The sequence below is a fragment of the Brevibacterium sp. AGC70 genome (assembly GCF_057334195.1).
On record NZ_JBHFIH010000019.1, the window covers coordinates 39249 to 55814 of the forward strand.

A 16566-nucleotide genomic window follows, 5' to 3' on the forward strand; every position below is an offset into this window, starting at 1 on the left:
TGGATTCACACGCACTCAGCCGCACGTAGCCACGGTGCCTGGCCGTACAGTTTGGTCGCTAGGGATTCCACGTCGACTGCCTCGGCGAAACTGAGGCGGACGATCCGGTAGCCCGTTGCGATGAGGCGATTGTATTGTGCAGACTCCTTGCGCATCAGGGAGAACCCGCTGTCGACATACTTCGACACGCCGTCCACAAAGATGATCGTCTTCGATGCCCTGTGCATGAAATCAACCCGCGCGATATGTCGGTGGCCATCGAATACATCGACCTGCTGCTCGACGCCCGAGATCGTGAGAATTGAGAGATTGTAGGAGCATCGACTTTCGGCATAGCTCTCCGACAGTGGGCTGATGGAGGCAAGCAGCCGTTCTGCCCGCCGGTGCCCTTTCGAAAGCCGTCCAACGACCGGAGCAAAGTCCTCTTCGATACACGTTCGCGCAAGCTGACCGGTGTTCTTCGGATATCCGAAACGTGCCGCATCGTCTGCACGGAGATCAGTGCCGAACATCGCTCTCCGCAGAACCTTCTCCAGCGCAGCGAACGCCTCTGATTCCCCCAAGTGCCCAATGAGGTCAAGGGCCGTTCTCACAGGTGAGGTGAGCATCATCTTGCCGATGCGAACCGTATCCTCTTGCGGTATCGATCTGGTCGTGCGGGACAGGTCGCTGCTCTTCCATCGTCGGGACGGATTCGCCACATGGATGAGTCCGCGTGGCGGTCGGTACAGCGGCAGATCATGAATGTAGGCCGCCGAGACTCCGCACACCACATCGTCGGACCGGTACAGCGGATAAGACGCAACTCTGAGTTTCTCGATGGTATCCAGCAGGGCGAAGGTCTTCCGTCCCGTGGCATCCGTCTGCTCGCCAACCGTCTTGATCCACGCTTCGTCAGTGATGAGGTCCATGATTCTGCCGTGACGAGGGTTTTGGCACCTAGCGACAATCGAATACATGCCAAACGTAAGTTTGAGCAGGCAGCAGTCGACCGCACTGCCGATTCGGCGGCTGTGGATCCCGTTGGCGTTCAATTCTCGAGTTCGCACAATGTTGTACATGGGCCAATGCTCGGGTGCAGGTGCGACGCGATTCAATGGACGTGCTCAACCTTGTGGAAGCAGGTTTCCCCTCCACAGGGTTCACGCACTTGAGTCACGGCGTCATCCACAACGAAACGAGCCTGAGTCGCCAATGGATGCGGCGGCGACCGACGTGACTTCTGCTCTGGCTGACATGGGACGACGAGGAAAATGGGCTTCACTTATGCGCGCTCTTCCGCTGACATTCACCCGCCAGCAAACTACAAAGGGCGCAGATCCCTGGTGGTCGCGTACACAACCGCTGGGAACAAGTGCGCAGGTAGAGCACAAGTGACGTACCTATGCACTTTGGGCAAGCGAGCATCGGGTTCACGCTGACTAAGGCGCAGGAAGCGTAGGAACGGCAGGAACGGCAGGGGAACTCGACCCCACCTATATGTGCACGAGAGCGGGCGACGGGAATCGAACCCGCGTCATCGGCTTGGGAAGCCGAGGCTCTACCATTAAGCTACGCCCGCGATCTACCGGCAGAACACGTTCTCATCAGGAAATATACCCTAAAGTGGCGAAAGCGTTTCCACTGCGACTCCCTCAGTGTATGTTTCCACTGCGACTCCCTCAGTGTATATCGACTCACCCCGTGTGAATATTCGGGATGGAGTCCCTGCAGGGAGGGAATGCTGCAACAACGCCTGAGGGGGCGGCCGCAGCCACCCCCTCACCATCATGTCGTACGAACACCATGTCTCACGCTCAGTGGTCGATGGCCTCTTCGGCGCCGAATCCGGTGTGGGCGCGAACGTCCATCTCCGCTGCCAGTTCGGGGCTCTCGACTGTCTTGTCGGTGATCGACGCGATCCAGCCGAGGAGGAATCCGAGCGGAATCGAGATGATTCCTGGATTCGACAGTGGGAAGAGCACGAAGTCTGCCCCCGCAATCATCGCAGTCTCGGAACCGGAGACGACGGGCGAGAACGCGATCAGCAGGATCGCCGATCCCAGACCGCCGTAGATCGACCACACCGCACCGCGAGTGGTGAAGCGCTTCCAGAACAGCGAGTAGACGATCGTCGGCAGGTTCGCACTGGCGGCAACGGCGAAGGCGAGCGCCACGAGGAATGCGATGTTCTGACCCTGCACTCCGATGCCGCCGATGATCGCCACGGCACCGATGACGATGACCGTGCGACGTGCGATCTTGACTTCGGCGTCGGGGTCTTCGACCTTGCCCTTCTTGATCACGCTCGCATAGATATCGTGGGCGAAGGACGCTGCCGCGGTGATCGCGAGGCCGGCGACCACCGCGAGGATCGTCGCGAAGGCCACTGCCGAGATGAAGCCCATGAGGATGGGCCCGCCGAGGTGGAGCGCCAGCAGCGGTGCCGCCGAATTCACTCCGCCCGGTGCGTTCTCAATCGCATCTGCACCCACGAGTGCTGCCGCACCGTAGCCGAGGATGAGGGTGAACAGGTAGAACGCGCCGATGAGCCAGATCGCCCAGACGACCGAACGGCGGGCTTCCTTCGCAGAGGGGACCGTGTAGAAGCGCATCAGAACGTGCGGCAGACCAGCGGTGCCGAGCACCAGGGCCAGAGCCAAGGAGATGAAGTCCAGCGGGTTCTCACCGTACTGCTGACCCGGTTCGAGGATTGCCTCACCGACGCCCGAATTGTTGACTGCCGAGGCCAGCAGGGTCGAGAGGTTGAACCCGTTGAGGGCGAGGACCCAGACGGTCATTGCGAAGGCACCGAGGATCAACAGGACCGCTTTGACGATCTGGACCCAGGTAGTTCCCTTCATACCGCCGACCAGCACGTAGATGATCATGAGAGCACCCACCACGGCAACGACCAGCGATTGGCCGACCTTGCCGTCGATTCCCATGAGCAGTGATACGAGCCCACCCGCGCCGGCCATCTGCGCCAGCAGGTAGAAGAAGCAGACAGCCAGGGTCGACAGTGCCGCAGCCATCCGTACCGGACGCTGCTTGAGGCGGAAGGACAGCACGTCGGCCATCGTGAATTTGCCTGTATTGCGCATCAGCTCTGCCACGATGAGCAGGGCGACGAGCCAGGCGACGAGGAATCCGATCGAGTACAGGAAGCCGTCGTACCCGTTGACCGCGATGGCTCCGCAGATACCGAGGAACGAGGCTGCTGAAAGATAGTCGCCCGCGATTGCGAACCCGTTCTGGGGGCCGGTGAAGGACCTGCCGCCCGCATAGTAGTCGGAAGCGGATTTGTTGTTCTTGCTCGCCCGCAGGACGATGAACATCGTGACCGCTACGAAGGCGGCGAAGATCGTGATGTTGAGAACCGGGTTATTCTCGACCTCGGTCACGCCCTGGGACACTTTGTCGAGGCCGGATGCGAAAATGTCTCCTATGGCAATGGCGCTCATGGGGTTGTTCCTTCCGACTGCTGCTGTAGACGTTCACGGATAGCCGAGGCCGGCGGATCGAGCTTCTTGTTCGCGAACGAGACGTAGAACATCGTGATCGCGAAGGTCGTCACGAACTGCAGGAGTCCGAGGATCAGCCCGAGGTTGATCTCACCGACGACCTTCGTGGACATGAAATCATGCGCGTAGGTACTCAGGATGACGTAGAGGAAGTACCACGCCATGAATCCGATCGACAGTGGTATCACCACCGAGAACCTTTTGCGTTTAAGTGCTTTGAATTCGGGATTCTCCTCTTCGACGAGGAAATCGACCCGATTGCTGACGGGATCGGTCATTGCTTCTCCATTCGAAACGTGCGTCGAGCATCAGTGGTCTGAATCACACAACTTTAAACTAACGGTCAGTCAGCGCTGGGGAATACCACCGAAAGTTGGTAGCTTGTTCACATGAATGCCAAAACCAGAGAATCTCGGGCGCTGAAGGCCGAGACTCGCCGACTCTTCGTCGAAGCCATCGACTCTCTGCACCGCAGCGGGACCGGTGATGTGGTCTTCGGCGGAACGGTCGACGAGGGCGAAGTCACCGTCGAGGCGGTAGCCGGAGGCGGCAAGGACCGCCTGTCCTCGCTCATCGTCAGCACCGGACGCGGGCTCGGTGGACGTGCGCTCACCGAAGGCACTCCACAGCTGACGAAGGACTACGGACTCGACCCCTTCATCACCCATCACTACGACGAAGAGATCCTCGGCGAGGGGATCAAGGTGCTCATCGCCGTCCCGACGCTGCGCGGCGGTGACGTCACGGGCATGATCTACTGCGGTCATCGCGCAAACTACAACTCTGCGGCGCCGCAGACGAGCGACCTGGTCAAGCGGGTCAGGCAGCTGTCGGTGGATCTGGGTCGGCTCGGTCAGCCCCCACAACCCGAGGAACCAGTCGAGCCCGAGCGCCTGTACTCCGATCTCGAGTCCTCGAGCCGGGAAGCTCTGCGGCGCACCTATGCGGAGCTGCGCTCGATCCGTTCAGGCGTCGATGAGAACGAGATGCGCCAGCGACTGAACGTCGTGGAGAACCGCCTGGCCGATATCCTCTCCGGCCACAATTCGGATCTGTTCCCGAACCCGACGCCCACTGTCAGCCTCTCCCCCAGGGAAACCGACATTCTCTCGCATGTGGCATTGGGATGGTCGAATGCCCGGATCGCCGAGGGGCTGGGACTGCGGGAGTCGACCGTGAAGTCCTACCTGAATACGGCCATGGTCAAACTTTCGGCCGGCACCCGGCACGAGGCAGTGTCCATCGCAAGGTCGGCCGGGGCCCTACCCTGATGCGGGGTCTCAGCCGTTGATGACTTCGGAGTTCTCCTTCTCCATTTCAAGGGACCGGTCGCCTGCAGCCTGAGCAGCCGCCTCGGCGATATCGAAGAGCCCAGCGTCGATGAAGGTCTGCAGTCCGGCGAGTGTGGTGCCGCCCTTGCTGCTCACCGCCTGACGCTGTGCGCTCGGATCCGGCTTCTCGCTCAGGAGCCGGCCTGCCCCATCGGCAGTGGCCACGACCATCTGCTTGGCCGTCTCCTCGCTCAGTCCCATCTTCACACCGGCGGCGATCATCGTCTCGGCCAGGAGGAAGAAGTAGGCCACTCCGGAGCCGGAGATTCCTGTCATGGCAGGGATCTCCGCTTCCTCCAGGGCCACAACGAGTCCGGCTCCGGACAGCAGAGTCCGCAGTGTGTCCACTCTGGGCTCGGCCACCTCGGAGGAGGGGGCGAGGGCGATGACGCCGTGTCCGATGGCGCTGGGGGTGTTGGGCATGATTCGCACGATCGGGTTCTTCGGCGCCAGCGTGGCCAGGTCGTCCATGGCGACACCGGCAGCCATCGAGACGAGGACCGTGTTCGCGTCCAGGCTCGGGGCGAGCTCGCGCAGCGTGTCGGCCATCATCCACGGTTTGACGCCGAGGAAGACGAAGTCCGCACCTGCAGCGGCTTTCTGGTTCGCCTCGGCATCGTCTTCCAACGAGATGATGGTCGCGCTCGGGAGCTCCGCAGCGAGTCGCTTCGCCGAGGCGGCCGAATTGGTCGTCGCTCGAACGTCGAGCTTCTCGTCGGCGCTCAGGATTCCCTTGATCAGTGCCGAGCCCATGTTTCCCGTGCCGATGGAGGCGATGGAGGTCAAATCAGACCTGCCTTTCTGGGGTGGTTCAATCGGTGTGCGTGCTGTGTTCAGGTGTTCGACTGTCTCTCGCTCGTGCGCAGCTCACTGGTGCGCACGTGGCTCGAGGCATTGCGGTGGCGGTCCTCGGTCTCAAGGCCGAGGTGGGTGCGGGCGAAGGCAAGGGAGTCGGCGAGCATCTGTTCCCGAGTGGACTTCTTCGTCACGAAACGTGTGTTGACTTCGACGACGACGTCGCCGGACCAGTTGCGTTTGGCCAGAAGCTGCAGGGTTTCGGCCACGGGCATGGTGCCGGCACCGGGGATCAGATGTTCGTCCTTGAGGGATCCGGAGCCGTCTGTGAGATGGACGTGACGGAGTTTGTCGAAGATCTCCGACACGGTCTCGACGGCGTTCATTCCGGCCGTCGAGGCATGGGAGAAATCGAAGGTGAGGGCATCGTAGTCCTCGTCGAGGGGGTTCCAGTCGGGATAGTAGACGAGGACCTCACGCACGCCTGCGCGCCAGGGGTACATGTTCTCCACGGCGAGGACGACTCCGGTCTCCTCTGAAACTTGCCGCACACCGTCGACGAAGCCCAGCGCATACTCCCCCTGCCACCTGAAAGGCGGATGCAGGACCACAGTTTTGGCGCCGACCTCCTTGGCGAGGTTCGCAGTGATGCGCAGCTTCTCCCAGTGGTCCTTGTGCAGGACGCGAGGCAGGAAGAGCAGCGTCGGTGCGTGCAGGGACATGACTTCGAGTCCGGTCTCCGCAGCCAGTCCGTTGATGAGCTCGACGTCGCGGGTCTCGGCATTGTGGGTGACCATGATCTCGACACCGTCGTAGCCGTGTTGGGCTGCTTGGGAGAAGGTCTCGGCAACGGTCATCGGTGACACCGAAGAGCTGGAGAGTCCGATCCGGATCAGGTGGTCCGAACTGTGCTGGGTCTCGTGGTCGTAGACCTGATGGTTGTCGAAGTACTCACGGTGCCGTCGCGAATTGGACCGCGCGGAATTCTTTGCGGTGTAGACCTTACGTGCTGACTTCGACCGTTTCGCCCTGCTCATCTCACCCAGTTTAGTCCTCGAAGATTCCGTATTCCCTCAGAAAGCATATGCCCTGAAGTCGCTAAGCGGCAGCGTTGGCTGATCTTCGAATTCGCCGCGTCCGCGTCGACGATGCGCTCTGGCACCGCACGGAGAACACCCACGTCTTCGGCGCAGTGTCCCCGGCGGTGCCAGAGCGCATGGTCACGATCGATCTCGACTGAACCGCCATCTCGGCGGGCCTCGGCCTCGACCGGAGGTCAGCCTTGGAGGGCTTCAACGTCCTCGTCGACCCAGTTCTTCGACTTCTCGACTGCCTTGTTCCACAGTCGGTAGGCGCGAGCGACGGTGTCCTCGTCCATCGACGGCAGCCAGCGCTTGTCCTCACGCCAGTTGTTCTTCACATCTTCTTCACCGTTCCAGAACTTCACGGCAATGCCAGCTGCGTAGGCCGCACCCAAAGCCGTGGTCTCGACGACCTCGGGACGGATGACGGGCACGCCGAGGAGATCGGCCTGGAACTGCATCAGCGTCTCGTTGGCGACCATGCCGCCGTCGACCTTGAGCTCGGTGAGTTTGACTCCCGAATCGAGGTCCATCGCATCGAGGACCTCGCGGGACTGGAATGCCACCGACTCGAGAGCTGCACGAGCGATGTGGTTCTTATTGACGAAGCGTGTCAGTCCCACCATGACTCCGCGTGCGTCGGACTCCCAGTGGGGTGCGAAGAGGCCTGAGAAGGCAGGCACGATGTAGCAGCCACCGTTGTCGTCGACATTCTTCGCAAGCGTCTCAACCTCGGGGGCCTCGGAGATGATGCCGAAATTGTCGCGGAGCCATTGCACGAGGGAACCGGTCACGGCCACGGAGCCTTCGAGTGCGTACACGGCCGCGTCGTCGCCGATCTTGTAGGCGACGGTCGTCAGCAGTCCGTTCTTGCTGGCCACGGGCTCGGTTCCGGTATTGATGAGCATGAAGTTGCCGGTGCCGTAGGTGTTCTTGGCCTGGCCCTTCTCGAAGCATGCCTGACCGAAGGTCGCCGCCTGCTGGTCGCCGAGGATACCGCAGATCGGGGTGTCGATGATGAGGCCGTTCTTGGCGCCGTATCCGTAGACCTCCGAACAGGACTTGATCTCTGGGAGCATCGCGACGGGAATGCCCATCTCGCCGGCGATCTCCTCGTTCCAGTCGAGGCTCTTGACGTTCATGAGCATCGTGCGCGAGGCATTCGTGACGTCGGTGACGTGGACTCCGCCGTTGACGCCGCCGGTGAGGTTCCAGAGAACCCAGGTGTCCATGGTGCCGAAGAGCAGTTCGCCGGCTTCAGCGGACTCTTTGACTCCGTCGACGTTGTCGAAGACCCACTTGGCCTTCGGTCCGGCGAAGTAGGTCGCCAGGGGCAGGCCGACACGATCCTTGTACTTGTCGGGCCCTTCGTCTCCGGCGAGTTCGTCGCAGATCTTCTGGGTCCGTGTGTCCTGCCAGACGATCGCGTTGTAGACGGGCTTGCCGGTGTTCTTGTTCCAGATGACCGTGGTCTCACGCTGATTCGTGATGCCCACGCCCTCGAGCTGGTGGCGGTTGATGCCGGCGCGGGTCAGAGCCTGACCGATCGCCTCGTTCGTGTTCCTGATGATCTCCAACGGGTCGTGTTCGACCCAGCCGGCCCGCGGGAAGATCTGCTCGTGCTCAAGTTGGCCCGAGGACACGATCTGTCCGTCGTGGTTGAAGACGATGGCCCGCGACGAGGTGGTGCCCTGGTCGATGGCGAGGATGAATTTTTCCTGACTCATGCTGACTCCTATGGCGAGGTGATGCTGTGGATTGCTGGTGACTCAGACGAAGGTTCGATGGGGTCAGACGAAGGCCTGAGACAGTAGACCGGCAGCGACGCCGCCGACGATGGGGCCGGCGATCGGCACCCATGAGTACGCCCAGTCTGATTTGCCCTTGTTCGGGATCGGCAGCAGGGCGTGGACGATGCGGGGTCCGAGGTCACGGGCCGGGTTGATCGCGTAGCCGGTCGGACCGCCCAAGGAGGCGCCGATGACGACGACGAGGAGACCGACAGCCAGTGGTCCCAGCCCGTGCGGAGTTCCTCCGAAGAGCAGGATGACGAACACGAGAACGAAGGTGGCGATGACCTCGGTGACGAAGTTCCAGCCGTAGCTGCGGATCTCAGGACCCGTCGAGAAGGTGCCGAGGATGTTGCCGGCGTCCTTCTCCTCGTCGTAGTGCTTCTTGTACACGGCCCAGGCGAGGAACGCACCGATCATGGCACCGATCATCTCGGCCGCAAGGTAGGCGATGGTGTTGCCGAAGGTTACGGCGATGCCAGGGGCGTATTCTTCGGCGCCGCTGGCGAGGATGCCGAAGGTCACTGCCGGGTTGAGGTGCGCTCCGGTCTTGAAGGCGACAAAGACACCGGCGAAGACCGCCAGGCCCCAACCGAACGAGATGAGGAGCCAGCCTCCCCCGTTGCCCTTGGTCTTGCCCAGAACCACATTGGCGACGACTCCGACGCCGAGCAGCATGAGCATGGCGGTGCCGCCGATCTCATAAAGGAAGATAGTACCCATATTTCACAAACTCCTATGTTTGTCCTGCTTCTCGGATTTACGGTTTCAGTGTCTCCTCGACGAGTGCCGCAGCGGACGCATCGTCGTGGGTGGATTCGGCGGCGATCTGTGCGTCGGCGTGAGCGTTGAAGTCGGCGATCTCCTTCGCCTCCCGCTCATCGTCCCAACCCAGGATCGGGGCGACGATGGCGGCGACCGCCTCGGCGGCGGCCTTGCCTCGGTCCCTGACCTCATAGTTGAGGCGCATTCGGCGCTCGAGGATATCGCCGAGGTGGACGGCACCTTCCGAGTTTGCCGCGTAGTGGGCCTCTGCGCGCAGGTAGCGCTGCGCACCGGAGAGTGGGCGCCCGAGTTCGGGATCCTCGTCGACGAGGTCGAGGATGTCCTCGAGCAGGGTGCCGTAGCGGCGGATGAGTCTCTTCACGCGGTCCTCGTCCCAGCCGTACTTCTCGGCGATGCCTGCCTGACCGCGTCTCACGGCTCCGACACCTTGTGCGCCGAGCAGCGGAACCGATTCGGTCAGTGAGCGCCGATCCTTCGCATCGTCGCCGAGAACGAAGTCGACGGCGTCCTCGGCCATCACCCGGTAGGTCGTGAACTTTCCGCCGGCGATCGCGGCGAGTGCGGGTTCGACCTCCATCACCGTGTGCTCGCGAGAGACCTTCGTCGAGGCCTGGCCTTCCTTGACCACGGGCTGAAGCAGAGGTCGGAGTCCGGAGTAGACTCCGATGACGTCGTTGCGGGTGAGCTTCTCGGTCAGGATCGCGTTCGCGTGCTTGAGCAGATAGTCGATGTCGTCGGAGTTGGCCACCGGAGAGTCGACATCCTGGTCCCACGGCGTGTCCGTGGTGCCGATGACCCAATAGCCCTCCCACGGGATCACGAAGAGCACGGACTTCTCCGTCTTCGAGATGATGCCGGTGTCCGGGTCGGCCTTGATCTTGTCTTGGTCGACGGTGATGTGCACGCCCTTGGACGCGAGCACCTGCAGGCCTGCGTCGGCTTGGGCCAGGTCCTGCTGCTCCTCGGTCCAGACTCCCCCGGCGAGGATTGTGCGGCGGGCGTGGATGTCGAACTCGCGTCCGGTCATCTCATCGCGGGCGCGGACGCCGGAGACTCGTTCTCCGTCGTGGAGGTAGCCGATGACGGAGACATGGTTGGCCGCGGCGGCGCCGTAGCCCACAGCGGAGCGGATGAGCGTCATGACGAAGCGGGCGTCGTCGACCTTCGCATCGTAGTATTCGAGAGCACCGACAGCGGCATCATCGGCCAGGCCGGGGAAATGCGAGTTCAGGGCCTTCTTGCCCAGATGCCGATGCAGGGGCAGAGCGCGTTTGCGACCGGGGCGGGTGGCCATGGTGTCGTAGAGCAGAACGCCGGAGCCGATGAATGCCCGGTCGATGAGGCGATGTTCGAAGGGGAAGACGAAGGCGACGGGCTCAACCAGGTGGGGCGCCGTGTGCTGGAGGAGGAGGTCGCGTTCCTTCAGCGCTTCGGCCACGAGCTTGAAGTCGAGCATCTCGAGGTAGCGCAGTCCGCCGTGCATGAGCTTCGATGACCGCGAGGAAGTACCCGAGGCCCAGTCCTTGGCATCGACGACCCCGACCTTCAGTCCGCGGGTGGCTGCATCGAATGCGGAGCCGGCTCCAGTGACACCCCCACCGACGACGAATACGTCAAGGGGGTTGTCGGCTGTGGTGTTCTCGAGGGTGTGCAGGGCTTCATCGCGGAACGATGGGGACAGCTCGCCATTTCGCATTGACTGTTCTTTTCCTTCTTCGAGCGTGTGTGTACCCACCATTATCACGCCCCGATATCAGCATGTGGTCCGTGTACGGCAGTTAGGGAAAATCTAACAGGCAATGCGCAGAAGTGAAACACAACGGACAGAAGCGAAAGGGCTCAGACCAGTTCCACCCTCATCGCCGAGGAGGTCTCCGCGGAATCGAGCAGGTCGAGTTTGCGCATGATGATCCCTTCCCGCAGTGCCCATGGGGAGATGCTCATGACGTTGACGTCGAAGATGGCGAAGGCCGCGTCGGCGACGATGGCGCCCGCGAGGATCTGTCCGGCCCGAGCTTGGGAGACCCCGGGCAGCGTCGCACGCTCCTCGGGGGTCCGGGAAGACAGAGTCTCGATGATTCCGGCGAGGTCACGGCGGAAGAGTTTGCGTGGGGCGTAGATGCCGTCGCCGCTGGGTGCCGCGCCGGCGATCCGAGCCAGCGAACGGAACGTCTTCGATGACCCCACCACCTGATCGGCGGTGCCGACTCTGTTGATCTTGCCGGCGATGCGACCGATCTGGGACCGCGCATACTTCTGCAGGCTGTGGATGTCATCGGCACTGGGCAGAGGATCGGGGAGGAAATCGGAATAGGTGCGACCAGCACCCAAGGGCACGGACACGGCCGCCTCCGGGTATTCGTCCTGACCGGCCGCGATCTCAAGGGAGCCGCCGCCGATGTCGAGCAGCAGGATCTTCCCCGCCGACCAGCCGAACCAGCGCCTGACTGCGAGAAAAGTCACCCGCGCTTCGTCCTTGCCGGACATCACGTTGAGAGTCACGCCGAGTTGAGCATTGATGGCATCGATGAGCTCGCCACCGTTCGGGGCGTCCCTGACCGCCGAGGTGGCGAACGCCAGGATCTGTTCCGATCCTTGGTCTTCAGCGATCTCCACCGCCTCGGCGATGAAGTTGTGCAGTCGTTCCTGACCTGCGGCATCGATCATCCCGTCGTCGCCGAGGTACTCGGCGAGGCGCAGGATCTCTTTGTGGGAGGTGGCAGGCAAGGGAGGGGCTCCGACGTGAGCGTCGACCACGAGGAGGTGGACGCTGTTGGACCCGATATCGAGGACTGCTAGGCGCATTCGATCAGTTTAACCACTGTTCACGGCTTTTTCGGTGCCGACCCCTCAGCCCAGTCCGTGCCCCGGAAGCCGAATTCGGGTGGGCGCTTTGCGAAGAACGCCTCCTGTCCGCGGGCGATCTCCGCCTGGTAGGCCTCGTCGAGCCACGGCGGTGGATTGAAGGCGGAGTCGTCAGTGGCGCCTTCCCTCAGCTCTCCGGACAGGACTGCTTTGGAGCCCAGCTGGGACAGCCGTGAGAGCCCGACGATCTTTTCGCCCATCACCTGTGCCGAGTCCAGCGGAGCCTCGGAGACCTCGTGGAAGAATCCGAGTTCGCGCATCGTCTCGAACGTGACGATCGAGGCTGTGACCAGCAGATACCTGGCCCAGGAGTCACCGAGCACGGTGGCCAGGCGGCGGGTTGGCCCCGGTGGGTAGACGAGGCCGAGTTTGGCAGCCGTGACGCCGAAGATCGAACCGGGGGCCGCGATGCGGATGTCGCAGGCGGCCGCGATCTCGGTGCCCCCGCCCACGCAGTTGCCGGTGATGGCCGCGATCGTCGTGGTGCGGGCATTGGCCACAGCCGCCTCGGCGGTGGAGTTGAGCTCCCAGAAGTCGGCGAGGGCGACGTTGAGGTCCGCGATGTCGGACCCGGCGGAGAAGTGCCCAGCCGCACCCGTGATCACCAGCGCCCCAATCGAGTCATCGGCGTCGATGCCGGCGATGATCTCAGGCAGGGCCCGCCACATCGGACGGGAGATGGCGTTGCGTTTTTCGGGCCGATCAATGACGAGGGTTCCGACTCCACCTGTGACGGTGAAATCGAAACCCTCGAGATCGACCGGACGGTATGTACCGTCAACGGTCATGTGCGTAGCCTTTCAGCTGTCCCGGTTTTCGGGGACCTCGCGCTGCTCGTGACCGTCGTAGGCGCTCAGCGGACGGATCAGAGCGTTGTTGGCCTGCTGTTCCATGATGTGAGCCGTCCAACCGGTGATGCGGGCCATGACGAAGATCGGCGTGAATTGATCGGTGTCGAAGCCCATGAGGTGGTACGCCGGGCCTGAGGGGTAGTCGAGATTCGGGTAGATGCCCTTGCGTGAGACGAAGTCTTCTTCAAAGGCATTGTAGAGATCGAGGAGATCGGTTGCGCCCTTCGCCGCGACCATGTTCTCGAAGGCCTTGCGCATGGTCGGAACGCGCGAGTCGCCGTTCTTGTAGACACGGTGACCGAAGCCCATGATCTTGGCCTTCTTCGCCAGTGCATCGTCGATCCACGCAGATGCCTTGTCGGCGGTGCCGACCACTTCGAGCATCGCCATGACGGCCTCATTGGCACCGCCGTGCAGGGGGCCCTTGAGGGCGCCGATGCCACCGGCGACTGCCGAGTACAGGTCAGATGTCGTCGAGGTGATGACACGGGTGGTGAACGTCGACGCGTTGAACGAGTGCTCCGCGTAGAGGATCATCGAGATGTCGAAGCAGCGCACGACTGCCTCGTCGGGAACCTCGTCGAAGACCATCTTGAAGAAGTTCGCGGCGTAGTCGAGGTCCTCGGTCGGAGTGACCGGGTCGAGGCCATGGCGGCGACGGTGGTCGATGGCCACGATCGTCGGCAGCTGTGCGTAGAGCCGTTCAGCCTTGGCCAGGTTGGCCTCTTCGCCTTCGACGTCTGCGTCAGGATCGACGGCGCCGAGGTAGGACACTGCAGTCTGCACCACGTGCATCGGGTGGCAGTCCTTGGGCAGCTCGAGGATGAGCTGGACGAGCTTGTCGTCGACTGTGCGCTGTGAGCGCTCGCGGGCCTTGAACTCGTCGAGCTCAGCCTTCGTCGGCAGTTCACCGTTCCAGATCAGGTACGCGACGTCTTCGAAGTTGCGCTCGGCAGCGAGCTCCTGCACGGGATACCCGCGGTAGGTGAGCGAGTTCGTTTCCTGGACTACCTTCGAAACTGCCGTGGTGTCGACGACGACGCCGGCGAGGCCCTTCTTGATTTCTTCGGTCACTGGTGACCCTCCTGTGAAAAGTTGAATACGGCTGCGTCAAAATCGTTGTACGCAGCGTAGTCGATCGTGTCGTAGAGGTCCGCACGGGTCTGCATTCCCTCGAGCAGGTCCACCTGGGTGCCCTGATCTCGAATGGTCTGCAGGCCCGATTTGATCGCACCCATGGCGAGACGCAGAGTTGTGACCGGGTAGATCACGACTTTGACTCCGACGTTCGCCAACTGCTCGGTCGTGAACAGTTCGCTCTTTCCGAATTCTGTCATGTTCGCCAGAATCGGAACATCCACGCTGCTGGCGAATTTCTCGAACTCGCTCAGGTCGCGCATGGCTTCGGGGAAGATCAGGTCCGCTCCGGCGTCGACGTATGCCTTCGCGCGATCGATCGCCGCGTCAAGGCCTTCGCCTGCGCGGGAGTCGGTGCGGGCGCTGATGACGAAGTTCTCATCCCGGCGGCCCTTGACGGCGGCGGCGATGCGCTTGCTCATCTCAGCAGCGGTGACAACCTCTTTGCCGTCGAGGTGGCCGCAGCGCTTCGGATTCACCTGATCTTCGAGGTGCATCCCCGAGATTCCGGCGTCTTCGAATTCCTGGATGGTGCGCGCCACGTTCATGGCTTCGCCCCAGCCGGTGTCGGCGTCGATGAAGGTCGGCAGGTTCGTCACACGGGCGATGTTGCGTCCGTGATCGGCCACCTCGGTGAGGGAGGTGAGTCCGATATCGGGCAGACCCATGGCAGCGGAGAAGGCACCACCGGAGATGTAGACGCCCTCGAATCCGGTCTGCTCGATGATCTGAGCGTTGATCGGATTGATGGCGCCGGGGAACTGCACGATCTGGTCACCGGCGAGGAGCTCACGGAACTTCGCGCGGCGCTCGGCCGGCGTTGCAGTTGCCCCCAACATCAGAAGATGCCCTTCGAGCCGGTGTGCTCGAGTCCCTCGACGGTGAAGCTGAGTTCGGCAACACCCTTGGCGTCGAGGTTCTCGAGGTTTTCGGCCAGGTCGATGAAGCGAGTCTGCTCGGCACCGGTGAGGATGCCCTCGGACAGAGTCTTGAACTTCTCGATGTAGTTCGCGCGGGCGAAGGGACGGGCACCGAATGGGTGAGCATCGGCCACAGCGATCTCGTCGACCAGGGTCGATCCGTCCTCGAATTCGATCTCAACGCGGCCACCGAAGGCCTTCTCATTGGGATCGGTCGAGTGATAGCGGCGAGTCCATTCCTTGTCTTCGGTGGTCTCGATCTTGTGCCACAGCTTGACGGTCTCTGGCCGTCCGGCACGCTCGGGAGCGTAGGAGTGCTCGTGGTGCCAGCCCTGATCCTCCATTGCCACGGCGAAGATGTACATGATCGAGTGGTCGAGGGTCTCGCGGCTGGCCTTGGGATCCATCTTCTGCGGGTCGTTCGCGCCCGTGCCGATGACGTTGTGTGTGTGGTGCGAGGTGTGGATGACGATGCGCTTGATCTTCGTCAGATCCTCGATCTCGCCACCGAGCTTGCGGGCGAGGTCGATGAGCGCCTGGGCCTGATACTCGGCCGAGTGCTCCTTGGTGTATGTGTCGAGGATCGCGCGCTTGGCCTCACCTGCATCCGGCAGAGGAATGGTATAGCGGGCCTCGGGGCCTGAGAGGATCCAGGCGATGAAGCCGTCTTCACCTTCATAGATCGGGTTGGGCGCACCCTCGCCGCGCATGGCACGGTCGACGGACTCGACGGCCATCTTGCCGGCGAATGCAGGAGCGTGTGCCTTCCAGGAGGAGATCTCGCCCTTGCGGGACTGACGGGTCGCGGTGGTCACGTGCAGGGCCTGCTGAATCGCCTGGAAGGTGATTTCGGTGTCGAGGCCGAGCATGGCGCCGATGCCGGCCGCTGCGGATGGGCCGAGGTGGGCGACGTGGTCGATCTTGTGCTCGTGCAGGCACATTCCCTTGACCAGGTCGACCTGGATCTCGTAGCCGGTGGCGATGCCGTTGATCAGGTCCTTGCCGCTGATCCCCTTGTGCTGGGCGACTGCAAGGACTGGTGGGATGTTGTCGCCGGGGTGTGAGTATTCGGCTGCGAGGAAGGTGTCATGGAAGTCGAGTTCACGAACGGCGACTCCGTTGGCCCAGGCTGCCCATTCTGGGGAGAAGTGCTCGCCCAGGGGCAGACCGAAGACGGTGGCTCCAGGTGAGTACGGGTGGGTCTGTGCCTGTTCACGGGCGTGCAGCGGGGCCGAGCGGCGCACCGAGGCTGCGGCCACCGAGGCGTTGTCGATGACACGGTTGATCACCATTTCGGTGACCTCTGAGTCCACCGGAGTCGGGTCTGAGGCGACCTCGGCGATCTTCCAGGCGAGTTGGTCTTCGCGAGCCAGGTTCTCTGAGCTCTTGTGCGTGCGGACTTCATGATCGATCATGGTTAACCCCTTCAAACGTCCTTGACCGTTCAGGTCTTCCAGTGGCAGACACAACTGTAGGCTACGTCACGTCACTGTCACGGTCTGGTCA

General features: G+C 62.3%; 15 protein-coding genes and 1 tRNA gene. 2 read left to right on the forward strand and 14 right to left on the reverse strand.

What is annotated here, in order from left to right; all coding sequences use genetic code 11:
- Positions 1-5 precede the first annotated feature (5 nt).
- The 4 genes from ACE03M_RS17855 to ACE03M_RS17870 all read right to left on the reverse strand — a co-directional run bounded on the left by ACE03M_RS17855 (position 6) and on the right by ACE03M_RS17870 (position 3781).
- Positions 6-911, reverse strand: a complete 906-nt coding sequence (locus tag ACE03M_RS17855) for a hypothetical protein (protein WP_485935383.1) — start codon at positions 909-911, stop codon at positions 6-8.
- Between the two features lie 579 nt (positions 912-1490).
- Positions 1491-1561: transfer RNA gene (locus ACE03M_RS17860), tRNA-Gly, on the reverse strand.
- 235 nt (positions 1562-1796) lie between these two features.
- A complete protein-coding gene (locus ACE03M_RS17865; RefSeq protein ID WP_260848052.1) occupies positions 1797-3443 on the reverse strand; it encodes a solute symporter family protein in 1647 nt (548 codons plus the stop codon).
- Positions 3440-3781, reverse strand: coding sequence for a DUF485 domain-containing protein (locus ACE03M_RS17870; protein WP_143922021.1), 342 nt, complete (start codon positions 3779-3781; stop codon positions 3440-3442). Before ACE03M_RS17870 ends, ACE03M_RS17865 begins: the two co-directional genes overlap by 4 nt.
- Before the next feature lie 111 nt (positions 3782-3892).
- On the opposite strand from ACE03M_RS17870, the gene ACE03M_RS17875 reads away from it, so the two are divergent.
- Positions 3893-4774: a LuxR C-terminal-related transcriptional regulator gene (locus ACE03M_RS17875; RefSeq protein WP_143922022.1), complete on the forward strand. Its 882-nt coding sequence runs from the start codon at positions 3893-3895 to the stop codon at positions 4772-4774.
- 9 nt (positions 4775-4783) lie between these two features.
- On the opposite strand, the gene proC is transcribed toward ACE03M_RS17875, so the two are convergent.
- Both proC and ACE03M_RS17885 read right to left on the reverse strand, forming a co-directional pair.
- A complete protein-coding gene (gene proC / locus ACE03M_RS17880; RefSeq protein WP_485935384.1) occupies positions 4784-5620 on the reverse strand; it encodes a pyrroline-5-carboxylate reductase in 837 nt (278 codons plus the stop codon).
- Positions 5621-5667: 47 nt separating this feature from the next.
- A complete protein-coding gene (locus ACE03M_RS17885; protein WP_485935385.1) occupies positions 5668-6666 on the reverse strand; it encodes a sugar phosphate isomerase/epimerase family protein in 999 nt (332 codons plus the stop codon).
- 74 nt (positions 6667-6740) lie between these two features.
- Here ACE03M_RS17885 and ACE03M_RS17890 point away from each other — a divergent pair, with 74 nt between their 5' ends.
- The gene (locus tag ACE03M_RS17890) at positions 6741-6869 is read left to right on the forward strand and encodes a hypothetical protein (protein ID WP_485935386.1); all 129 of its coding nucleotides are present in this window, start codon (positions 6741-6743) and stop codon (positions 6867-6869) included.
- Between the two features lie 36 nt (positions 6870-6905).
- On the opposite strand, the gene glpK is transcribed toward ACE03M_RS17890, so the two are convergent.
- The 8 genes from glpK to ACE03M_RS17930 all read right to left on the reverse strand — a co-directional run bounded on the left by glpK (position 6906) and on the right by ACE03M_RS17930 (position 16475).
- The gene (glpK, locus tag ACE03M_RS17895; RefSeq protein WP_485935387.1) at positions 6906-8438 is read right to left on the reverse strand and encodes a glycerol kinase GlpK; all 1533 of its coding nucleotides are present in this window, start codon (positions 8436-8438) and stop codon (positions 6906-6908) included.
- A 63-nt stretch (positions 8439-8501) separates the two neighbouring features.
- On the reverse strand, positions 8502-9224 hold the full coding sequence (locus ACE03M_RS17900; RefSeq protein WP_485935388.1) for an MIP/aquaporin family protein: 723 nt from the start codon (positions 9222-9224) through the stop codon (positions 8502-8504).
- Positions 9225-9261: 37 nt separating this feature from the next.
- Positions 9262-10983, reverse strand: a complete 1722-nt coding sequence (locus tag ACE03M_RS17905; RefSeq protein ID WP_485935389.1) for a glycerol-3-phosphate dehydrogenase/oxidase — start codon at positions 10981-10983, stop codon at positions 9262-9264.
- Between the two features lie 143 nt (positions 10984-11126).
- The gene (locus tag ACE03M_RS17910; protein WP_143922028.1) at positions 11127-12092 is read right to left on the reverse strand and encodes a Ppx/GppA phosphatase family protein; all 966 of its coding nucleotides are present in this window, start codon (positions 12090-12092) and stop codon (positions 11127-11129) included.
- Between the two features lie 20 nt (positions 12093-12112).
- Positions 12113-12940: an enoyl-CoA hydratase/isomerase family protein gene (locus ACE03M_RS17915; protein WP_485935390.1), complete on the reverse strand. Its 828-nt coding sequence runs from the start codon at positions 12938-12940 to the stop codon at positions 12113-12115.
- Between the two features lie 12 nt (positions 12941-12952).
- Positions 12953-14077 (reverse strand): bifunctional 2-methylcitrate synthase/citrate synthase, encoded by a 1125-nt coding sequence (locus ACE03M_RS17920; RefSeq protein ID WP_485935391.1) that lies wholly within the window; start codon positions 14075-14077, stop codon positions 12953-12955.
- Positions 14074-14979 carry a methylisocitrate lyase gene (gene prpB / locus ACE03M_RS17925; protein ID WP_143922031.1) on the reverse strand — a complete coding sequence of 302 codons (906 nt, stop codon included), beginning with the start codon at positions 14977-14979 and terminating at the stop codon, positions 14074-14076. Before prpB ends, ACE03M_RS17920 begins: the two co-directional genes overlap by 4 nt.
- On the reverse strand, positions 14979-16475 hold the full coding sequence (locus ACE03M_RS17930) for an MmgE/PrpD family protein (protein WP_485935392.1): 1497 nt from the start codon (positions 16473-16475) through the stop codon (positions 14979-14981). The genes prpB and ACE03M_RS17930 overlap by 1 nt, the downstream gene beginning before the upstream one ends.
- Positions 16476-16566 lie beyond the last annotated feature (91 nt).